This is a genomic window from Pseudomonas sp. DL (assembly GCF_047199225.1).
In the GTDB taxonomy this organism is placed as follows: Bacteria; Pseudomonadota; Gammaproteobacteria; order Pseudomonadales; family Pseudomonadaceae; genus Pseudomonas; species Pseudomonas aeruginosa.
In genome coordinates this window covers 3,394,863-3,414,349 of record NZ_CP178323.1, presented here as the reverse complement: position 1 = coordinate 3,414,349, position 19,487 = coordinate 3,394,863, and the positions used below count along the sequence as shown (strand labels likewise).

The window sequence follows — 19,487 nt, the reverse complement described above, 5'->3', positions numbered from 1 at the left end:
GGGGCCAACATGAGCCGTGCCGCCATGGATCGCGCCGAATTCGAACGGGCGCTGCGCGACAAGGGACGCTACTACCATATCCACCATCCGTTCCATGTCGCGATGTACGAGGGCCGTGCCAGTCGCGAACAGATCCAGGGCTGGGTGGCGAACCGTTTCTACTACCAGGTCAACATCCCGCTGAAGGACGCGGCGATCCTGGCCAACTGTCCCGACCGCGAGGTCCGCCGCGAGTGGATCCAGCGTATCCTCGACCACGACGGCGCCCCCGGCGAGGCGGGCGGCATCGAGGCCTGGCTGCGTCTGGCGGAAGCGGTGGGCCTGGAGCGCGAGCAGGTGCTGTCCGAGGAGCGGGTGCTGCCCGGCGTGCGCTTCGCCGTCGACGCCTACGTCAACTTCGCCCGTCGCGCCAGTTGGCAGGAGGCGGCGAGCAGTTCGCTGACCGAACTCTTCGCCCCGCAGATCCACCAGTCGCGGCTGGACAGCTGGCCGCGCCACTATCCGTGGATCGAGGCGGCCGGCTACGAGTATTTCCGCAGTCGCCTGGCCCAGGCCCGGCGCGACGTCGAGCACGGCCTGCGGATCACCCTGGAGCACTATCGGACCCGCGAGGCACAGGAACGCATGCTGGATATCCTGCAATTCAAGCTGGACGTGTTGTGGAGCATGCTCGACGCGATGAGCATGGCCTACGAACTCGAACGCCCGCCGTACCACACGGTGACCCGCGAGCGGGTCTGGCATCGGGGGCTGGCATCATGAGCCTGCCGTCGCTCGACAGCGTGCCGATGCTGCGCCGGGGCTTCCGCTTCCAGTTCGAACCGGCCCAGGACTGCCATGTGCTGCTCTACCCCGAAGGCATGGTCAAGCTCAACGACAGCGCCGGGGAAATCCTCAAGCTGGTCGATGGCCGCCGCGACGTGGCGGCCATCGTCGCGGCGCTGCGCGAGCGTTTCCCCGAAGTCCCCGGCATAGACGAAGACATCCTGGCGTTCCTCGAGGTGGCCCATGCGCAATTCTGGATCGAGCTGCAGTGAAAGCGTGGGGCCGCCGCTCTGGCTGCTGGCCGAGCTGACCTATCGCTGTCCGTTGCAGTGCCCGTACTGCTCGAACCCGCTGGAATTCGCCCGCGAGGGCGCCGAGCTGAGTACCGCGGAATGGATCGAGGTGTTCCGCCAGGCTCGCGAGCTGGGCGCCGCACAGCTCGGTTTCTCCGGCGGCGAGCCGCTGCTGCGCCAGGACCTCGCCGAACTGATCGAGGCAGGGCGCGGCCTGGGCTTCTACACCAACCTGATCACCTCCGGCATCGGCCTCGACGAGGCACGCCTGGCGCGCTTCGCCGAGGCCGGGCTGGACCACGTGCAGATCAGCTTCCAGGCCGCCGACGAAGAAGTGAACAACCTGCTCGCCGGCTCACGCAAGGCCTTCGCCCAGAAACTGGCGATGGCCCGCGCGGTGAAGGCGCACGGCTATCCGATGGTGCTCAACTTCGTCACCCACCGGCACAACATCGACAACATCGAGCGGATCATCCAGCTGTGCATCGAGCTGGAAGCCGATTACGTCGAACTCGCCACTTGCCAGTTCTACGGCTGGGCCGCGCTGAACCGTGCCGGGCTGCTGCCGACCCGCGCCCAACTGGAGCGCGCCGAGCGGATCACCGCCGAATACCGCCAGCGGCTGGCCGCCGAAGGCAACCCGTGCAAGCTGATCTTCGTCACCCCCGACTACTACGAGGAACGGCCGAAGGCCTGCATGGGCGGCTGGGCCAGCGTATTCCTCGACATCACCCCCGACGGCACCGCGCTGCCGTGTCACAGCGCGCGGCAATTGCCGGTGCAGTTTCCCAACGTGCGCGAGCACAGCCTGCGCCACATCTGGTACGAATCGTTCGGCTTCAACCGTTACCGCGGCGACGCCTGGATGCCCGAACCCTGCCGTTCCTGCGAGGAGAAGGAGAGGGACCACGGCGGCTGCCGCTGCCAGGCGTTCCTCCTCACCGGCGATGCCGACGCCACCGACCCGGTCTGCGCCAAGTCGGCACGGCACGACCTGATCCTCGCGGCCCGTCGCCAGGCCGAGGAGGCGCCGCTTGGCCTGGACGCGCTGACCTGGCGCAACCAGCGCGCGTCACGCCTGATCTGCAAGGCCTGAGGCAATGGTCGACTACGGCGGCTGGCCGAGCGACTGGAGCGCCGAGCGCGCGGTGGCCGCCGGGCGCGATTTCAGCGAGCTGAAGGCGGCCCATGGTGGGCTGGCCTGGGTGGAATTCGATCCGGCCAGCGCGCGCTCGCGCCTGTACCTGTGGCGCGACGGCGTGCTGGAGGAGCCCACCGCGCCGGACGGCTCGGTGCGCAGCCGGGTCTACGAGTACGGCGGCGGCGCCTGCTGCGTGACGCTCGACGGGCTGGCCTGGGTCGACGAAACCGACCAGCAGGTACGCCGCTGGCGAGCGGGCCGCGCAGCCCAAGTGCTGGGCGGCGGGGCGCAGTGTCGCTACGGCGACCTGGCCTACGTCGATGCCTGGGATGCCCTGCTGGCGGTGGAAGAGAGCCATGGGCCGACCGGGGTCGTGCATCGCATCGTGCGCCTGGACGCCGATGGCGCGCGCCGGGTGCTGGTCGAGGGCGCCGATTTCTACGCCGCGCCGCGTGCCGCCGGCCAGGGGCGGCGGCTGGCCTGGATCGAATGGGACCGTCCGCACCAGCCCTGGACCGAGACCCGCCTGGGCCTGGCGGAGAATGGGCGTACGCGCTGCCTGGCCGGAGCCGGAGGCGGCGAGTCGATCCAGCAACCACGCTTCGATCCCGCCGGCCGCCTTCACTGGCTGAGCGACCGCGACGGCTGGTGGCGTCCCTGCGCCGAGGTAGCGTTGGCCGGCCGCTTCGCCGATGCCGACCACGCTGGCGCGCCCTGGCAATTGGGCGCTTGCAGCTACCTGCCGCTGGGAGAGGGAAGGCTGCTGCTCAGTCGCGTCGAGGCCGGCGGCGGGCAACTGTTCCTGCGCGAAGCGGACGGCAGCGAGCGGCGCCTGGCCGCGGACTGGAACCGGTTCGCCGGACTGGCCGCGGATGCCCGGGCGTTCTACTGCATCGCGGCGGCGGCCGGGCGCCTGCCGGCGCTGCTGGCGATCCATCGCGACGAGCTGCGTGTCGAGGTGCTGCGTGGCGGCGAGCGACCGCTGGCGGAGGACGACCTGTCGCATCCGCAGGCCTTCGTCTATGGGCTGGGCAACGGCGAAAACGGCCACGGTTTCTTCTATCCGCCGCGCAATGCCCGCCGCCGCGTCGATCCCCGACGACCACCGCCGCTGCTGGTGTGGCTGCATGGCGGACCGACCTCGATGCATTCGCCGGCGTTCGATGCCGGCCTGCAGTTCTGGACCCAGCGCGGTTTCGCCGTGGCCGCGCTGAACTACCGGGGCAGCAGCGGCTACGGCCGCGCCTATCGGCAGCGCTTGCGCGGCCAGTGGGGGCGCCTGGAGTTGCGCGATATCGAGGCCGTGCTGGCGCAGCTGGACGCGGAGGGACGGATCGACCGCGCCCGGGTCTTCGTCCGTGGCGCCAGCGCCGGAGGCTACAGCGCGTTGCGCGCCCTGGCTTGCCTCGATGGCCTGCGCGGCGGCGCCAGTCTCTATGGGGTCAGCGATCCGTTGGCACTGGCGCGTTGCACCCACAAGTTCGAGGGTGACTACCTCGACTGGCTGATTGGCGACCCGCTGCGCCAGCGCCGTCGCTACCTGGTGCGCAGCCCGGTGCTTCAGGTCGGGCGTATCCGCGCGCCGGTAGTGTTCTTCCAGGGCGGGCTCGACGCGGTGGTGGTGCCGGAGCAGACCGAGGCGATGGTCGCCGGCCTGCGGCGCAGCGGCGTGCGCGTGGAGTGCCACCGCTATCCGCAGGAGCGCCACGGTTTCCGCCAGCCGGCCAATCGCGCCCATGCGCTGCTGGCGGAATGGCGCTTCTACCTGGGCCTGCTGGAGGATTGAAAGGGCCGCCAAGGTCGCATTGCAATAACCGACGAATGCAGTAGGCTGCCGGCAATGTCCGATAACAATAAGAATGGTCTGTCAGATGAGCCACGACCTCAGCCAACTGCGTAAATTCGTCTCGCCCGAGATCATCTTCGGCGCCGGCTGCCGGCACAGCGTCGCCAACTACGTGAAGACCTTCGGTGCGCGCAAGGTCCTGCTGGTCTCCGACCCCGGCGTGCTCGCCGCCGGCTGGGTCGCCGACATCCAGGCAAGCCTGGAGGGGCAGGGCATCGACTACTGCCTGTATACCGACGTTTCGCCCAACCCCCGGGTCGACGAGGTGATGCTCGGCGCCGAGTTCTATCGCAGCGAGGGCTGCAATGTGATCGTCGCGGTGGGCGGCGGCAGCCCGATGGATTGCGCCAAGGGCATCGGCATCGTCGCCGCCCATGGCCGCAGCATCCTCGAGTTCGAAGGCGTCGACCGGCTGCGGGTGCCGAGTCCGCCGCTGATCCTGATCCCGACCACCGCCGGGACTTCGGCGGACGTCTCGCAGTTCGTGATCATTTCCAACCAGGACGAGCGCATGAAGTTCTCCGTGGTGAGCAAGGCGGTTGTGCCTGACGTCTCGCTGATCGACCCGGAAACCACGTTGACCATGGATCCCTTCCTTTCCGCCTGTACCGGCATCGATGCACTGGTACACGCCATCGAGGCGTTCGTCTCCACCGGCCACGGGCCGCTGACCGATCCCCACGCGCTGGAAGCGATGCGCCTGATCGATGGCAATCTGGTACAGATGATCGCCAATCCCGGCGACATCGCCCTGCGCGAGAAGATCATGCTCGGGAGCATGCAGGCCGGGCTGGCCTTCTCCAACGCCATCCTCGGCGCGGTGCATGCCATGTCGCACAGCCTAGGCGGCTATCTCGACCTGCCCCACGGCCTGTGCAACGCGGCGCTGGTCGAACACGTGGTGGCGTTCAACTACAGCGCCGCGCCGGAACGCTTCAAGGTGATCGCCGAGACCTTCGGCATCGATTGCCGCGGTCTGACCCAGGGGCAGGTCCGCCAGCGCCTGGTGGACCACCTGATCGCCTTCAAGCACGCCGTGGGTTTTCACGAGAGCCTCGCCCTGCACGGGGTCGGCAGCTCCGACATTCCTTTCCTCTCGCGCCACGCGATGCAGGACCCGTGCATCCTTACCAACCCGCGCGAGTCGAGCCAGCGCGATGTCGAGGTGGTCTATGGCGAGGCCCTCTGAGCAGCAGCAGGAGGCCCTGGCCGGGTTACTCGGCCTGGGCAGCCACTCCGCGCGCAAGAGCCACTACCCGGAGCTGCTGGCGCGCCTGGAGGAGCTGGAGGCCGAGCGCAACCGCTACAAATGGCTGTTCGAGCACGCGGTGCACGGCATCTTCCAGGCCAGCCTCGGCCAGGGGCTGCGCGCCGCCAATCCGGCGCTGGCGCAGATGCTCGGCTACGACGATCCGCAACAGGTGCTCTGGTCGCTGGAGGACATGGCCGGGCAACTGTTCGTCGGCGGCGAGGCCGAGATGCGACGGATCCGCGCGCTGCTGCGCGAGCGCGGCGGCCTGTTCGGCTACGAGACGCGCCTCTGGCGCAGGGACGGCAGTCACATCGAGGTATTGATGAACCTGCTGCTCAGGCACGACGAGGAAGAATTGGTCGAAGGTTTCGTCGCCGACATCACCGAGCGGGTCCAGGCCCAGCAGCGCCTGCAGACCATGAACGAGGAGCTGGAGCGGCGGGTAGCCGAGCGCACCCACGAGCTGGAAGAGCTCAACCGCCAGTTGCGCCAGGCGCGCGACGCCGCCGAAGCCGCCAACCACAGCAAGGACAAGTACCTCGCCGCCGCCAGCCACGACCTGCTGCAACCGCTCAACGCGGCGCGGCTGCTGGTCGACACCCTGCGCGAACGGGGCCTGCCGGCCGCCGAACTGCAACTGGTGGAGCGCACCCACCTGGCCCTGGAAGGTGCCGAGACCTTGCTCACCGACCTGCTGGAAATCGCCCGGCTCGACCAGAGCGCGATCCGTCCGGACCTGGACGACTATTCCCTCGACGAACTGCTCGCTCCGCTGGCCTCGGAGTTCGAGGAAGTCGCGCGTGCCGCCGGCCTGGCCCTGCGTGCGCGGATCCCGCGACTGGCAGTGCGCACCGACGCGCGCCTGCTGTCGCGGATCCTGCGCAACTTGCTCAGCAACGCCTGCCGCTACACCGAGCGCGGCAGCGTGCTGCTGGGGGCGCGCCGGCGTGGCGGCAAGGTACGCCTGGAGGTGTGGGACACTGGCCGGGGCATCCCCGCCGACCAGTTGCAGGCGATCTTCCTCGAGTTCAACCAACTGGACGCCGGGCGCGCTTCCGAGCGCCGTGGCGTCGGACTCGGGCTGGCCATCGTCGACCGTATCGCCGGCATCCTCGGCTACCGCATCGAGGTGCATTCGACTCCAGGCCGAGGCTCGCTGTTCGCCATCGAGGTGCCGCTGGTCCGCAAGCCGGCGCGGCCAGCACCCGGCGAGGCGATTGCGCGGGTTTCGGCTGGTGATCCGCTGCCGGGACGGCGGCTGCTGGTGGTGGACAACGAGACCGAGATTCTCTTCAGCATGTCCGCGCTGCTCGGCCAGTGGGGCTGCGAGGTGCTTACCGCCACCGACCTGGAAGGCGCGCGCAAGGCGCTCGATGGCCGCGCGCCGGATGCGATCCTGGTCGACTACCACCTGGACCACGGCGCTACCGGTTGCCAGTTGCTGGGCGCCTTGCGCGAGGACTACGGCGCGGAGATCGCCGCGGTGATGATCACCGCCGACCGCAGCGACGATTGCCGCCGCGCGCTGGCCCGCCTGGGCGTGCCGCTGCTCAACAAGCCGCTGAAGCCCGGCAAGCTGCGCGCGGCCCTGAGCGCCTTGCTCGGCGAGCTCTAGAACGCGTACCGCCGCCTGGGACGGTGCACGCCCTAGCCGGGCCGGCGGCTGCGCCGGTGCAGTGCGACGGCCAGGGCCAGCCCGCCGAGCGAGGCCAGGCAGGCGAAGAGGAACATCGAGCGGAAGCCGAACAGGTTGGCGACGAAGCCCACCAGCGGCCCGGTGATGCCCAGCGACAGGTCGACGAACAGCGAGTAGGCGCCCAGCGCTGCGCCACGGTTGGAAGCCGGTACCAGGTTCACCGCTTCCACGCCGAACGCCGGGAACACCAGGGAGAAGCCGAAGCCGGTGAGGGCCGCGCCGGCCAGGCCGACCCAGGGATTCGGCGCGCTCCACAGCAACAGCAGGCCGAGGCTTTCGACGCCGAGGCAGATGATCGCCACGCGGAAGCCGCCGAGCCGGTTGATGCTATTGGCGAACAACAGCCGGGCGCCGATGAAGCAACCGCCGAAGGCACTCAGGCAGAGCACTGCGTTGGCCCAGCCACGGCTGGCGTAGTAAAGGGTGATGAAGGTGGCGATGGTGCCGAAGCCGATCGCCCCCAGCGCCAGGCCCATACCGTGCGGGGTGACCCGGCCGAGCACATGGTGGAACGGCAGTCGCTCGCCGTGCACCAGCGGCGCCGGCAACTTCGGCCAGGCCAGGGCGAAGCCGAGCGCCCCGAGCAGGACGATGGACGCGCCCATGCTCCACAGCCCCAGCCACTGCACCAGCAGCACCCCTAGCGGCGCCCCGAGGGCGATGGCGCCATAGCTGGCGATGCCGTTCCAGGAAATCACCTTGGCGGTGTGCGGCGCGCCGACCCGGCCGATGCCCCAGCCGATCGCCGCCGAGCCGACCAGGCTTTCCGCCGCGCCGAGTACCAGGCGGCCGACCAGCAGGCTGGCCAGGCTCAGCGCCGGCCAGCCCTGGATCGCCACCGAGAGCAGCATGAACAGCCCGCTCGCGGCGCTGCCGGCCATGCCGTAGAGCACTGCGCGCTTCGGCCCGAGGCCGTCGATGACGCGCCCGGCGTAGGGCCGGGCGAGCAGGGTGGCGAGGTACTGCAGGCTGATCACCAGGCCGGCCAGCACCGAGCCGTAGCCGAGGTCGTCGTGCACGTAGCCGGGCAGCACCGCCAGCGGGATGCCGATGGTCAGGTAGCCGATGAAGGTGAACATCACCACCGAGACGATCTGCAGGGTGACGTTCTGCCGGGCGCTGTCCTGCGCCGGCGGGGTGGGGCGGATATCGACGGACATGTGGGAAACGCGGTCGCAGTGGGTTGTCGCGGTCCGCCATGATGACCGTTGCAGATGACGAATGAAAGCAGGCTAACGGATTCGCCGGGCTATCGGCGACGCGCGGTGCCCGGCGCTAGCGCGTTCAGAGACGCTGGAAGAGACCCGGGTAATCGATCACCAGGCCCTGTTCGTCCACCAGCAGTACCGCTTTGAACGCGCTGCCTTCGAGGTTCTCGTAGAGGTAGTGGCTGGCGTCCAGGCGGGTGTATGCCTGGCGCATGCTACGCGGCTCCAGGGCCGGGGCCTCGATGTAGAGCGCGCGGATTTCCGCGCGATGGCCATCGGCCAGGCCCAGGCGGCGGATCGGGAAGGTGTTGGTGAAGGGGCTTGGCCAAATATCGATGTCCAGGCAACCGTCGAATGCCGGTAGCGCTTCGCCGTCGCCGTCCTGCCAGTGGCCGCGGCCATCGGCGAGCAGGTGCAGCTTGCGCACCCCGGTTTCGCTTTCGACGTGGAACACCGCCTCACGCAGATGCCAGTCGGCGTCCCAGCGCAGCCGGTAGTCCAATTGGTAGGGCAGGCCGCTGCGTTCGTCCGGCGCGCGCAACTGGCTTTCCGCCTGGTCGTCCTCCAGGCGCAGGGCCTCCCAGCTGGACGACGGCGAGCGCCACAGGCCGGCCCAGGTGTACAGACGGTCGCGACTCATGCGTCGAGTACCAGGCCGAGGCGCTGGCGCTTGGGCAGGCGCGCCACCACCAGTTGATGGGAACGGACCAGGGCCTCGCGCAACTCCGCCGCCTTCATCGGGTAGGGGCGGGCCATGACGATCCAGTGCGCGCGCGCCAGGTAGGGCGCCGGACGGATGCCGGGGCGGTCGACATAGCCGAGGAACAGCTCGCTGCCGACCTTGAAGGCCAGGCCGCCGTCCTTGTCGACGAAGTCGAGGATGGCGAACATCTTGTTGCCGGCCACCGAGAACACCCGGTTCGAACCCCACTTGAGGTCTTCCCGGGCGCCGGGCAGTTGCAGGCAGAAGGCGGCGATCTGGTCGGCGGTCATGGACGCTCCGGTGGCGGTTCAGTCGCGGAAATACACTTCCAGGAGATGGTAGCCGAACTGGCTCTTCAGCGGACCCTGGAGCACGCCAACGGGTTTCCTGAAGATGGCATTGTCGATGGACCTGACCATCTGCCCCGGGCGCACCTCGCCGAGGTCGCCGCCGCGCTTGCCGGACGGGCAGGTCGAATGCTTCTTCGCCAGCGTGGCGAAGTCCTCGCCCTTGGCCAGGCGCTGCTTCAGTTGCGCGGCCTCGGCTTCGGTCTTGACCAGGATGTGGCGGGCCATGGCGACGGGCATGGAATTACCTTTTGCGGTAGGACGGAACGCGCATTCTAGCCCAGGCTCGCCGCGGCTTCAGTCGCGCAGTTCGGCGAGGTCGCGATAAAGCTCCAGCGCCTGCGGGTTGGCCAGGGCGTCGGTGTTCTTCACCGGGCGGCCGTGGATCACGTTGCGCACCGCAAGCTCGACGATCTTGCCGCTCAGGGTGCGCGGGATATCGGCGACCTGGATGATCTTCGCCGGTACGTGGCGCGGCGTGGCGTTGGCGCGGATGGTCTGGCGGATGCGTTCGCGCAGCGGCTCGTCGAGTCGCACGCCGTCGCGCAGGCGGACGAACAGCAGCACACGCACATCGCCCTGCCAGTCCTGGCCGATGGCGATGGACTCGAGGACTTCCTCGACCTTTTCCACCTGGCGGTAGATTTCCGCGGTGCCGATGCGCACGCCGCCGGGATTGAGCACCGCGTCGGAGCGGCCGTGGATGACCAGCCCGCCGTGGGCGGTTTCCTCGGCGTAGTCGCCATGGGCCCAGACGCCGGGAAAGCTGGCGAAGTAGGCGTCGTGGAACCTGGTGCCATCCGGGTCGTTCCAGAAGCCCAGCGGGATCGACGGGAAATGCCGGGTGCAGACCAGCTCGCCCTTGCCGCTGGCGAGGCGGCGGCCGTCGTCGTCCCAGATTTCCACGGCCATGCCCAGCGCCTTGCATTGCAGTTCGCCGCGCCACACCGGCAGCACCGGGTTGCCGATGGCGAAGCAGGAAACGATGTCGGTGCCGCCGGAGATCGACGACAGGCAGAGGTCGCTCTTCAGCTCGCGGTAGACGTAGTCGAAGCTTTCGTGGGCCAGCGGCGAACCGGTGGAGAGCAGTGTCCTCAGGCTGTCCAGGCGGTGGCTGTGGCGCGGGCGCATGCCGGCCTTCTCGAGCGCCGCCAGGTACTTGGCGCTGGCGCCGAACACGGCGATGTCCTCGGCGTCGATGAGGTCCAGCAGGCGCTCGGGGCCGGGGTGGAACGGCGAGCCGTCGTAGAGCACCAGGCTGGCGCCCACCGCCAGACCGGAGGCCAGCCAGTTCCACATCATCCAGCCGCAGGTGGTGTAGTAGAACAGCCGGTCGCCGTCGCCCAGGTCGGTGTGCAGGCCGTGCTCCTTGAGATGTTGCAGGAGCACGCCGCCGGTGGCATGGACGATGCATTTGGGGACTCCGGTGGTGCCCGACGAATAGAGGATGTACAGCGGCTGCTCGAAGGGCACCGGGGTGAAGACCGGCTCGCCCTCGGCCTGGTAGAACCCGTCCCACAGCGCGACCTGCGCCTGGCAGCGGTAGTCCTGCGGCTGCGCCTGCGGACGGTCGTAGGGCACCACCAGCAGTTGCTCCAGGCCGGGCAGGCCGGCGAGCACCTCGTTGAGCTTGGCGGTCAGGTCCAGCGACTTGCCGGCGTAGCGGTAGCCGGCGCAGGCGATCAGCACGCGCGGTTCGATCTGGCCGAAGCGGTCGATTACGCCCTGGGTACCGAAGTCCGGCGAGCAGCTCGACCAGGTCGCGCCGAGGCTGGCGGTGGCGAGCATGCCGACCACGGTCTGCCAGGTGTTCGGCATCAGCGCGGCGACCCGGTCGCCGGGGCCTATGCCCAGGGCGGCGAGGCGCTTCTGCAGGCCCGCCACGTGACGGGCCAGTTCGGCGTGGCTGAGCACCTCGCGGCGACCGTCTTCGCTCACCGCGATCAGCGCCGGGGCATCATCGCGGCGGCGCAGCAGGTGTTCGGCGAAATTCAGCGTGGCGCCGGGGAACCAGCGCGCCGAGGGCATCTGCGCGCCTTCCTCGAGGACCGCACGCGGCGGTTGCTGGAAGCGCACCTCGAAGAAGTCGACGATGGCCTGCCAGAACGCCTCGCGCCGCTGCACGCTCCAGGCATGCAGCGCCGGGTAGTCGACCAGGCCGAGGGCGTGCCGCTGGTTGACGAAGCGTCGGAAGGCCTCCATGCGACTGGCGGCGATGCGTTCGGCGGAAGGGCTCCAGAGCGGTGCGGGCATGGCGTGTCCGTCCTTGTTGTTGTTCCGGGACATGCAGGAAGCATAACCGGACCCGCCGCTGCCTGCCTCACTCCGTGGACTGGTCCTGCGGCAGCGCCAGCGAGCGCCAGTCGGTGCCATGCAGCAGCACGTCGCTGAGGGCCTGGGCGGCGGTGGACAGCTTGTGCTCGCTCAGCCGCAGCAGGCCGACCCGTCGCTGCACCTGCGGCGCGTAGAGCGGCAGGCAGCGCGCGCCGAGTTCCTGCATCTGCTGGATGCACAGGGTCGGCACGGCGCTGACACCGAGTCCCTGGGCGACCATCCGCCCGACCGTGACCAGTTGGTGGCTCTCGAACGCCACCGGCAAGCGACCGTGCTCGGCGGCCACGCTTTCTTCCAGGAGCAGGCGCACCGCCGAGGGGCGTTGCAGGGTGATGAAGGGCTCGCCGAGCAGTTCGCGCCAACTGATCCGCTCCTGCCCGGACAGCGGCGAGCCGGTCGGCACCACGGCGACGAAGCGGTCGCTGTAGAACGGGGTGAACTCGAGGTTTTCCAGGGACTCCGGCTCGAAGGCGATGCCCAGCTCGACGCGTCGGTTGCGGACCATCTCCAGCACCTGCTCGTTGATCACGTCGTGCACCGCCACGTTGACCCGCGGGTGGCGTTCGCGAAAGGTCTTCAAGACCAGCGGCAGCAGGTTGCCGGCGAAGGAGGGCATGGCGGCGATGGAGACCTTGCCCAGTTGCAGGGTGAAGTGCTGGCGCAGCAATTCCTCGGTATTGTCCCAGTCGGCCAGCAGGCGCAGCGCCAGCGGCAGCAGGGTCTCGCCCTCGGGGGTGAGGCTGACGCTGCGGGTGGTACGTTCCAGCAGCGGACCGCCGAGGCTTTCCTCCAGGCTCTTGATCGCCAGGCTCAGGGCCGGCTGGGAGAGGTGCAGGCGTTCGCCGGCCTGGGCGAAGCTGAGGCTCTGCGCCACGGCGAGGAAGGCGCGCAACTGCTTGACGGTCATTTATTTGTTTTTCTCATCAATGGATTGGAAAAACAAACTTAACAAATCAGTCCGCAGCGGAGAAGCTCTGTGCGACCCGGCAGTCAGACTGCCGCACGCACAATCACAAGAGCCGGAAGAGGCACAGCAGCATGAGCGGACTCGACAAGCGAGTAGGCAGTTACGAAGAGGCCCTCGAAGGCCTGACCGACGGCATGACCGTCCTCGCCGGGGGCTTCGGCCTCTGCGGGATTCCCGAGAACCTGATCGCGGAAATCCGCCGGCGCGGGGTCAGGGACCTCACGGTGGTCTCGAACAACTGCGGCGTCGACGGTTTCGGCCTCGGCGTGCTGCTGGAAGACCGGCAGATCCGCAAGATGATCGCCTCCTACGTCGGCGAGAACGCCCTGTTCGAGCAACAACTGCTCAGTGGCGAGCTGGAAGTCGAACTGACCCCGCAAGGCTCGCTGGCAGAGAAGATCCGCGCCGGCGGCGCCGGCATCCCGGCCTTCTTCACCGCCACCGGCTACGGCACCCCGGTCGCCGAGGGCAAGGAGGCGCGCGAGTTCAATGGCCGCCACTACATCCTCGAACCGGCCATCACCGGCGACTTCGCCATCGTCAAGGGCTGGAAGGCCGACCATTTCGGCAACGTCGTCTATCGCCACACCGCGCAGAACTTCAACCCGCTGGTCGCCACCGCCGGGCGCATCACGGTGGTCGAGGTGGAGGAGATCGTCGAGCCCGGCGAACTGGACCCGACGCAGATCCACACCCCCGGCATCTACGTCGACCGGATCATCCAGGGTCGCTTCGAGAAACGCATCGAGAAACGCACGCTGCGCGCCTGACGGCGGCCGCTACAACGACAAGAGGTTTCCCCAGATGGCACTTACCCGCGAACAGATGGCGCAGCGCGTGGCGCGCGAATTGAAGGACGGCTACTACGTCAACCTCGGCATCGGCATCCCGACCCTGGTGGCCAACTACGTGCCGGAAGGCATCGACGTCATGCTCCAGTCGGAGAACGGCCTGCTCGGCATGGGCGCGTTCCCCAGCGAGGCGGAAGTCGACGCCGACATGATCAACGCCGGCAAGCAGACCGTGACCGCCCGCGTCGGCGCGTCGATCTTCGACTCGGCGCAGTCCTTCGCCATGATCCGTGGCGGCCACGTCGACCTCACCGTGCTCGGTGCCTTCGAGGTGGACGTGCGCGGCAACATCGCCTCCTGGATGATCCCCGGCAAGCTGGTCAAGGGCATGGGCGGCGCCATGGACCTGGTGGCCGGCGCCGAGAACATCATCGTCACCATGACCCACGCCTCCAAGGACGGCGAGTCCAAGCTGCTGCCGTACTGCACCCTGCCGCTGACCGGTTGCGGCTGCATTCGCAAGGTGCTCACCGACCTGGCCTACCTGGAGATCGAGGACGGCGCCTTCATCCTCCGCGAGCGCGCCCCCGGGGTCAGCGTCGAGGAGATCGTGGCGAAGACCGCCGGCAAGCTGATCGTCCCCGAGCACGTGCCGGAAATGAGTTTCTGAATCGCGGCCCGCGCGGCCGGCGCCTCCACGCAAGGCGCCGGCCGCGCGGACCGTCCTTTCCAGAGGGCGTAGGATAGGAGGCTGTCGCACCGTCTACGTCCACCCGCAGCGATTCGGCCCGGCCACGGGCGAATCCAGGAGAACCATCCATGCAAGACGTCGTCATCGTCGCCGCTACCCGTACCGCCGTCGGCAGCTTCCAGGGCTCGCTGGCCGGCATTCCCGCCCCCGAGCTGGGCGCCGCGGTAATCCGCCGCCTGCTCGAACAGACCGGTCTCGATGCCGGCCAGGTCGACGAAGTGATCCTCGGCCAGGTGCTCACCGCCGGGTCCGGGCAGAACCCGGCGCGCCAGGCGGCGATCAAGGCCGGCCTGCCGGTCGGCGTGCCGGCCATGACCCTGAACAAGGTCTGCGGCTCCGGCCTCAAGGCCCTGCACCTGGGCGCCCAGGCGATCCGCTGCGGCGACGCCGAGGTGATCGTCGCCGGCGGCCAGGAGAACATGAGCCTGGCGCCCTACGTCATGCCCGGCGCCCGCACCGGCCTGCGCATGGGCCATGCGAAGCTGGTCGACAGCATGATCGAGGACGGCCTGTGGGACGCCTTCAACGACTACCACATGGGCATCACCGCCGAGAACCTGGCGGAGAAGTACGGCCTGACCCGCGAGGAGCAGGACGCCTTCGCCGCCGCTTCGCAGCAGAAGGCCATCGCCGCCATCGAGGGCGGGCGCTTCCGCGACGAGATCACGCCGATCCAGGTCCCGCAGCGCAAGGGCGAGCCGCTGAGCTTCGATACCGACGAGCAGCCGCGCGCCGGCACCACCGTCGAGGCCCTGGCCAAGCTCAAGCCGGCCTTCAGGAAGGACGGCAGCGTCACCGCCGGCAACGCCTCCAGCCTCAACGACGGCGCCGCCGCGGTATTGCTGATGAGCGCAGCCAAGGCCAAGGCCCTGGGCCTGCCGGTGCTGGCGCGGATCGCCAGCTACGCCAGCGCCGGGGTCGACCCGGCGATCATGGGCATCGGCCCGGTCTCCGCCACCCGTCGCGCGCTCGACAAGGCCGGCTGGAGCCTGGAGCAACTGGACCTGATCGAGGCCAACGAGGCCTTCGCCGCGCAGTCCCTGGCGGTGGGTCGGGAACTGGGCTGGGATGCCGCCAGGGTCAACGTCAACGGCGGCGCCATCGCCCTTGGCCACCCGATCGGCGCGTCCGGCTGCCGGGTGCTGGTGACCCTGCTGCACGAGATGATCCGTCGCGACGCGAAGAAGGGCCTCGCCACCCTGTGCATCGGCGGCGGGCAGGGCGTCGCCCTGACCCTGGCCCGCGACTGATCCATCGACCTGCCGCTCGCGGCGTGATCGCGCCATGTCCTTTCGCGGGGGCATGGCGCGCTCGTGTCCAGGGAACGAGCGGCGGACGGCCTTGACCGTCCGACCGGCCCCGTACCGTTCCGCCCCTCGGGACGGCCGGGTGCCCAGGGAGCCGTAGCACACACAGGCGGCCCCGTAGTCCCCGAATAACAATAAAACCGAGAGAATCCGCGATGACCGCTATCCTTCCCATCCAAGAAAGCCGCTCCGCGCGCTTCGCCATGCGTTGCTCGAACTGGGCCGAGCGCTGGTTTCCCGACTCCTGGGTGTTCGCCGCCCTGGCCATCCTCATCGTCAGCCTGGCCGCGCTGGCCATGGGCGCCGGACCGACCGCCACGGCGAAAGCCTTCGGCGACGGTTTCTGGAGCCTGATCCCGTTCACCATGCAGATGGCCTTCGTGGTCATCGGCGGCTATGTGGTGGCCAGTTCAGGCCCCGCCTCGCGTCTCATCGACCTGCTCGCGCGGGTGCCGAAGAATGGCCGCTCGGCGGTCTGCTGGGTGGCGCTGGTGTCGATGCTCGCCTCGCTGCTCAACTGGGGCCTCAGCCTGGTCTTCGGCGGCCTGCTGGTACGCGCCCTGGCGCGCCGCAGCGACCTGCGCATGGACTACCGCGCCGCCGGCGCCGCGGCCTACCTCGGGCTGGGCGCGGTTTGGGCGCTGGGCCTGTCGTCGTCGGCCGCGCAGTTGCAGGCCAACCCGGCCAGCCTGCCACCGTCGATCCTGGCGATCACCGGGGTGATCCCCTTCACCGAGACCATCTTCCTCTGGCAGTCCGGGGTCATGCTGCTGGCGCTGATCCTGGTCTCGCTGGTGATCGCCTACATGACCGCGCCGAGCGCCGCCAGCGCCCGCGACGCCAAGGATTGCGGGGTCGACGTGAGCTTCACCGCTCCGGCCAGGCTGGCGCCGACCCGGCCCGGCGAGTGGCTGGAGCACAGCCCGTTGCTGATCATCCTGCTGGTACTGCTGGCCGGCGGCTGGCTGGTCCACGAGTTCTCGACCAAGCCGGCGATCCTGGCGATCTCCGGGTTGAACACCTATAACCTGCTGTTCCTGATGCTCGGCGCGTTGCTGCACTGGCGCCCGCGCAGCTTCCTCGACGCGGTGGCGCGCGCGGTGCCGACCACCACCGGGGTGCTGATCCAGTTCCCGCTGTACGGCTCGATCGCGGCGATCATGACCACGGTCAACGGCAGCGACGGCGAGACCCTGGCCCACCATATCTCGACCTTCTTCGTACAGATCGCCTCCCACGACACCTACGCGCTGCTGATGGGCGTGTACTCGGCGGTGCTGGGCTTCTTCATTCCCTCCGGCGGCGGCAAGTGGATCATCGAGGCGCCGTACGTGATGCAGGTGGCAAACGAGCTGCAATACCACCTCGGCTGGGCGGTGCAGATCTACAACGCCGCCGAGGCGCTGCCGAACCTGATCAACCCGTTCTACATGCTGCCGTTGCTCGGCGTGCTGGGGCTGAAGGCGCGCGACCTGATCGGCTTCTCGTTCGTCCAGTTGCTGGTGCACATCCCGCTGGTGCTGGTGCTGCTCTGGGCCCTGGGCAGCACCCTGGCGTACATCCCGCCGGTGATGCCGTAGCGCATCGGCGGACCGACCTGGCCCCGATAACTTCCTCTCCCTGAAGGGAGAAGGTTGGGGAGAGGGTAGCCGCGCCGGGAAACGAGGTATCGGCGGATAACGCCTGTGGCGTTATCCGCCCTACGCAATGGGGCGGGCGAACTCCGGATGGTTCCCTCTCCCTTCAGGGAGAGGGTCTGGGGAGAGGCTGGCCGCCCCGGCTACTGCGCCACCCAGCCGCCATCCATGTTCCAGGCCGCGCCGCGCACCTGGTCGGCGGCTTCGCTGCAAAGGAACAGCGTCAGTCCGCCGAGTTGCTCGGGGGTGACGAAGGCCAGCGAGGGTTGCTTTTCCGCCAGCAGGTCGTGTTCCGCCTGTTCGGGCGAGACGCCCTCGGCGATGCGCGCGTCGATCTGCTTCTGCACCAGCGGGGTCAGCACCCAGCCGGGGCAGATGGCGTTGCAGGTCACCGGCGTGCGCGCCGTTTCCAGCGCCACACTCTTGGTCAGGCCGAGCACGCCATGCTTGGCGGCGACGTAGGCGCTCTTCCCGGCCGAGGCGACCAGGCCGTGGGTCGAGGCGATGTTGACGATCCGCCCCCAGCCGCGCGCGAGCATCCCCGGCAGGGCCAGGCGGGTGGTATGGAACACCGAGGACAGGTTGATCGCGATGATCGCGTCCCAGCGTTCCGTGGGGAATTCCTGCACCGGCGCCACGTACTGGATGCCGGCGTTGTTGACGAGGATGTCGGCGCCGCCGAAGGTCCGCTCGGCGAAGGCCATCAGTTCGCCGATCTGCTCCGGGCTGGAGAGGTCGGCCGGGTGGTGCTCTGCGCGCACGCCGCGGGCGCGGACCTGCGCCAGTGCCGCGTCGACCTCGCCGAAGCCGTTGAGGAGCAGGTCGGCGCCGGCCTCGGCCAGGCTCAGGGCGATGCCCAGGCCGATGCCGCTGGTGGAACCGGTGACCAGGGCGGTCTTGCCTTTCAGGGTCATGCTGTTTCTCCCGCTGGATGAAAAAAGGGCGGATCAGACCAGGCCGGTGGCGTAGAACAGCCCGATGACGAAGAACACCGCCAGGGTCTTGATCAGGGTAATACCGAAAATGTCCTTGTACGCCTCCCGATGGGTCAGGCCGGTGACCGCCAGGAGGGTGATCACCGCGCCGTTGTGCGGCAGGGTATCCATCCCGCCGCTGGCCATGGCGGCGACCCGGTGGAGGACTTCCAGGGGGATCTGCGCGGCGTTGGCGGCGGCGATGAAGGTATCGGACATCGCCGCCAGGGCGATGCTCATGCCGCCCGACGCGGAACCGGTGATGCCGGCCAGCAGGGTGACGGTGATCGCTTCGTTGACCAGCGGATTGGGAATGCTCTTGAGCGCGTCGGCCAGCACCAGGAAGCCCGGCAGCGAGGCGATCACCGCACCGAAGCCGTATTCCGAGGCGGTGTTCATCGCCGCCAGCAGCGAGCCGGCCACCGCGCTGCGGGTGCCTTCGGCGAGGCGGCTGCGGATCGCCGCGAAGCCGCTCGCCAGCACCAGCAGGATGCCCAGCAGCAGGGCCGCCTGCACTGCCCAGATCGCGGTGAGCTTGCCGACCTCGGTTTGCAACGGCGTGGCCATGCCGGCCAGTTGCAGGGTATGGACCTGGCCGTACCATTGCGGGATCCAGTGGGTGAACAGCAGGTTGGCGACCCCGACCAGCACCAGCGGCGAGAGCGCCAGCCAGGGATTCGGCAGGCGCAGGTCATCGGCGGTCTCCGGCTCGTTGCGCAGGTCGCTGCCGTAGCCTTCGCCGTTGCGCCGCGCCTTGTTCGCCTGGCGTCGCAGGTAGAGCATGCCCACGGCGAAGACGAACAGCGCGCCGAGGGTGCCGAGCCAGGGCGCGGCCCAGGCGTGGGTGCCGAAGAAGGTCGAGGGGATGATGTTCTGGATCTGCGGGGTGCCGGGCAGCGCGTCCATGGTGAAGGAAAACGCGCCGAGGGCGATGGTCGCCGGAATCAACCGCTTGGGGATGTCGCTCTGGCGGAACATCTCCGCGGCGAACGGGTAGACCGCGAACACCACCACGAACAGCGAGACGCCGCCGTAGGTGAGCAGCGCGCAGACCAGTACGATCACCAGCATCGCCTGGCGGGTGCCGAGCAGGCGGATCGCCGCCGCGACGATGGAACGGGAGAAGCCGGCCAGCTCGATCAGCTTGCCGAACACCGCGCCAAGCAGGAATACCGGGAAGTAAAGCTTGATGAAACCGACCATCTTCTCCATGAACACCCCGGTGAAGGTCGGCGCGACCGCGCTGGGATCGGTGAGCAGGACGGCGCCGAGGGCGGCGAGGGGGGCGAACAGGATGACGCTGTAGCCCCGGTAGGCGGCCAGCATCAGCAGGCCCAGGGCGGCAAGGGCGATGATCACGCTCATCGGGCATATCTCCACGGCGCTGCGGGGCGCGCTTCGCATGGGGAAGGCGCTCCGGGCCTGTTTCTTGTTGTCGAACGGTGCGGGCACCGGCGTGACGGCCTGGAACGGGG

18 protein-coding genes are annotated in these 19,487 nt (G+C 68.8%); 10 read left to right on the top strand and 8 right to left on the bottom strand.

Annotated elements, in window-relative coordinates; genetic code table 11:
• The first annotated feature begins 9 nt into the window (after nt 1-9).
• The 6 genes from pqqC to ACI766_RS15770 all read left to right on the top strand — a co-directional run bounded on the left by pqqC (nt 10) and on the right by ACI766_RS15770 (nt 6,912).
• Entirely contained in the window at nt 10-762 is a 753-nt protein-coding gene (pqqC, locus tag ACI766_RS15795; RefSeq protein ID WP_003111679.1) for a pyrroloquinoline-quinone synthase PqqC, read from the top strand.
• Nucleotides 759-1,037, top strand: coding sequence for a pyrroloquinoline quinone biosynthesis peptide chaperone PqqD (gene pqqD / locus ACI766_RS15790; protein WP_003088542.1), 279 nt, complete (start codon nt 759-761; stop codon nt 1,035-1,037). The genes pqqC and pqqD overlap by 4 nt, the downstream gene beginning before the upstream one ends.
• A complete protein-coding gene (gene pqqE, locus ACI766_RS15785) occupies nt 1,009-2,154 on the top strand; it encodes a pyrroloquinoline quinone biosynthesis protein PqqE (protein ID WP_003119136.1) in 1,146 nt (381 codons plus the stop codon). The genes pqqD and pqqE overlap by 29 nt, the downstream gene beginning before the upstream one ends.
• Nucleotides 2,155-2,158: 4 nt before the next feature.
• Entirely contained in the window at nt 2,159-3,985 is a 1,827-nt protein-coding gene (locus ACI766_RS15780; protein WP_023123282.1) for an alpha/beta hydrolase family protein, read from the top strand.
• Nucleotides 3,986-4,070: 85 nt separating this feature from the next.
• Entirely contained in the window at nt 4,071-5,234 is a 1,164-nt protein-coding gene (gene ercA / locus ACI766_RS15775) for an alcohol dehydrogenase-like regulatory protein ErcA (protein ID WP_003088548.1), read from the top strand.
• Nucleotides 5,218-6,912: a NahK/ErcS family hybrid sensor histidine kinase/response regulator gene (locus tag ACI766_RS15770; RefSeq protein ID WP_003106469.1), complete on the top strand. Its 1,695-nt coding sequence runs from the start codon at nt 5,218-5,220 to the stop codon at nt 6,910-6,912. Before ercA ends, ACI766_RS15770 begins: the two co-directional genes overlap by 17 nt.
• 32 nt (nt 6,913-6,944) lie before the next feature.
• Here ACI766_RS15770 and ACI766_RS15765 read toward each other — a convergent pair whose 3' ends face one another.
• The 6 genes from ACI766_RS15765 to ACI766_RS15740 all read right to left on the bottom strand — a co-directional run bounded on the left by ACI766_RS15765 (nt 6,945) and on the right by ACI766_RS15740 (nt 12,492).
• Nucleotides 6,945-8,153, bottom strand: a complete 1,209-nt coding sequence (locus tag ACI766_RS15765) for an MFS transporter (RefSeq protein ID WP_003113497.1) — start codon at nt 8,151-8,153, stop codon at nt 6,945-6,947.
• 124 nt (nt 8,154-8,277) lie between these two features.
• The gene (locus ACI766_RS15760) at nt 8,278-8,841 is read right to left on the bottom strand and encodes a putative glycolipid-binding domain-containing protein (protein WP_031673619.1); all 564 of its coding nucleotides are present in this window, start codon (nt 8,839-8,841) and stop codon (nt 8,278-8,280) included.
• Nucleotides 8,838-9,194 carry an MmcQ/YjbR family DNA-binding protein gene (locus ACI766_RS15755; RefSeq protein WP_003111913.1) on the bottom strand — a complete coding sequence of 119 codons (357 nt, stop codon included), beginning with the start codon at nt 9,192-9,194 and terminating at the stop codon, nt 8,838-8,840. Before ACI766_RS15755 ends, ACI766_RS15760 begins: the two co-directional genes overlap by 4 nt.
• A gap of 18 nt (nt 9,195-9,212) precedes the next feature.
• Nucleotides 9,213-9,491, bottom strand: coding sequence for a peptidylprolyl isomerase (locus tag ACI766_RS15750; RefSeq protein ID WP_003088559.1), 279 nt, complete (start codon nt 9,489-9,491; stop codon nt 9,213-9,215).
• Between the two features lie 57 nt (nt 9,492-9,548).
• Nucleotides 9,549-11,504 (bottom strand): acetoacetate--CoA ligase, encoded by a 1,956-nt coding sequence (locus tag ACI766_RS15745; RefSeq protein WP_003117414.1) that lies wholly within the window; start codon nt 11,502-11,504, stop codon nt 9,549-9,551.
• 67 nt (nt 11,505-11,571) lie between these two features.
• Nucleotides 11,572-12,492 (bottom strand): LysR family transcriptional regulator, encoded by a 921-nt coding sequence (locus ACI766_RS15740; RefSeq protein WP_003088564.1) that lies wholly within the window; start codon nt 12,490-12,492, stop codon nt 11,572-11,574.
• A 131-nt stretch (nt 12,493-12,623) separates the two neighbouring features.
• Here ACI766_RS15740 and ACI766_RS15735 point away from each other — a divergent pair, with 131 nt between their 5' ends.
• The 4 genes from ACI766_RS15735 to ACI766_RS15720 all read left to right on the top strand — a co-directional run bounded on the left by ACI766_RS15735 (nt 12,624) and on the right by ACI766_RS15720 (nt 16,981).
• A complete protein-coding gene (locus ACI766_RS15735) occupies nt 12,624-13,322 on the top strand; it encodes a CoA transferase subunit A (protein WP_003088566.1) in 699 nt (232 codons plus the stop codon).
• A gap of 34 nt (nt 13,323-13,356) precedes the next feature.
• A complete protein-coding gene (locus tag ACI766_RS15730; protein ID WP_003088567.1) occupies nt 13,357-14,013 on the top strand; it encodes a CoA transferase subunit B in 657 nt (218 codons plus the stop codon).
• Nucleotides 14,014-14,162: 149 nt separating this feature from the next.
• Nucleotides 14,163-15,344 carry an acetyl-CoA C-acetyltransferase gene (locus ACI766_RS15725; RefSeq protein ID WP_003121716.1) on the top strand — a complete coding sequence of 394 codons (1,182 nt, stop codon included), beginning with the start codon at nt 14,163-14,165 and terminating at the stop codon, nt 15,342-15,344.
• A 212-nt stretch (nt 15,345-15,556) separates the two neighbouring features.
• On the top strand, nt 15,557-16,981 hold the full coding sequence (locus tag ACI766_RS15720) for a short-chain fatty acid transporter (RefSeq protein ID WP_003088572.1): 1,425 nt from the start codon (nt 15,557-15,559) through the stop codon (nt 16,979-16,981).
• Between the two features lie 200 nt (nt 16,982-17,181).
• Here the strand turns inward: ACI766_RS15720 and bdhA are convergent, their stop codons facing one another.
• Entirely contained in the window at nt 17,182-17,952 is a 771-nt protein-coding gene (bdhA, locus tag ACI766_RS15715; RefSeq protein WP_023085197.1) for a 3-hydroxybutyrate dehydrogenase, read from the bottom strand.
• Nucleotides 17,953-17,985: 33 nt separating this feature from the next.
• Nucleotides 17,986-19,377: a GntP family permease gene (locus ACI766_RS15710; RefSeq protein ID WP_003088575.1), complete on the bottom strand. Its 1,392-nt coding sequence runs from the start codon at nt 19,375-19,377 to the stop codon at nt 17,986-17,988.
• Between the last annotated feature and the right edge of the window lie 110 nt (nt 19,378-19,487).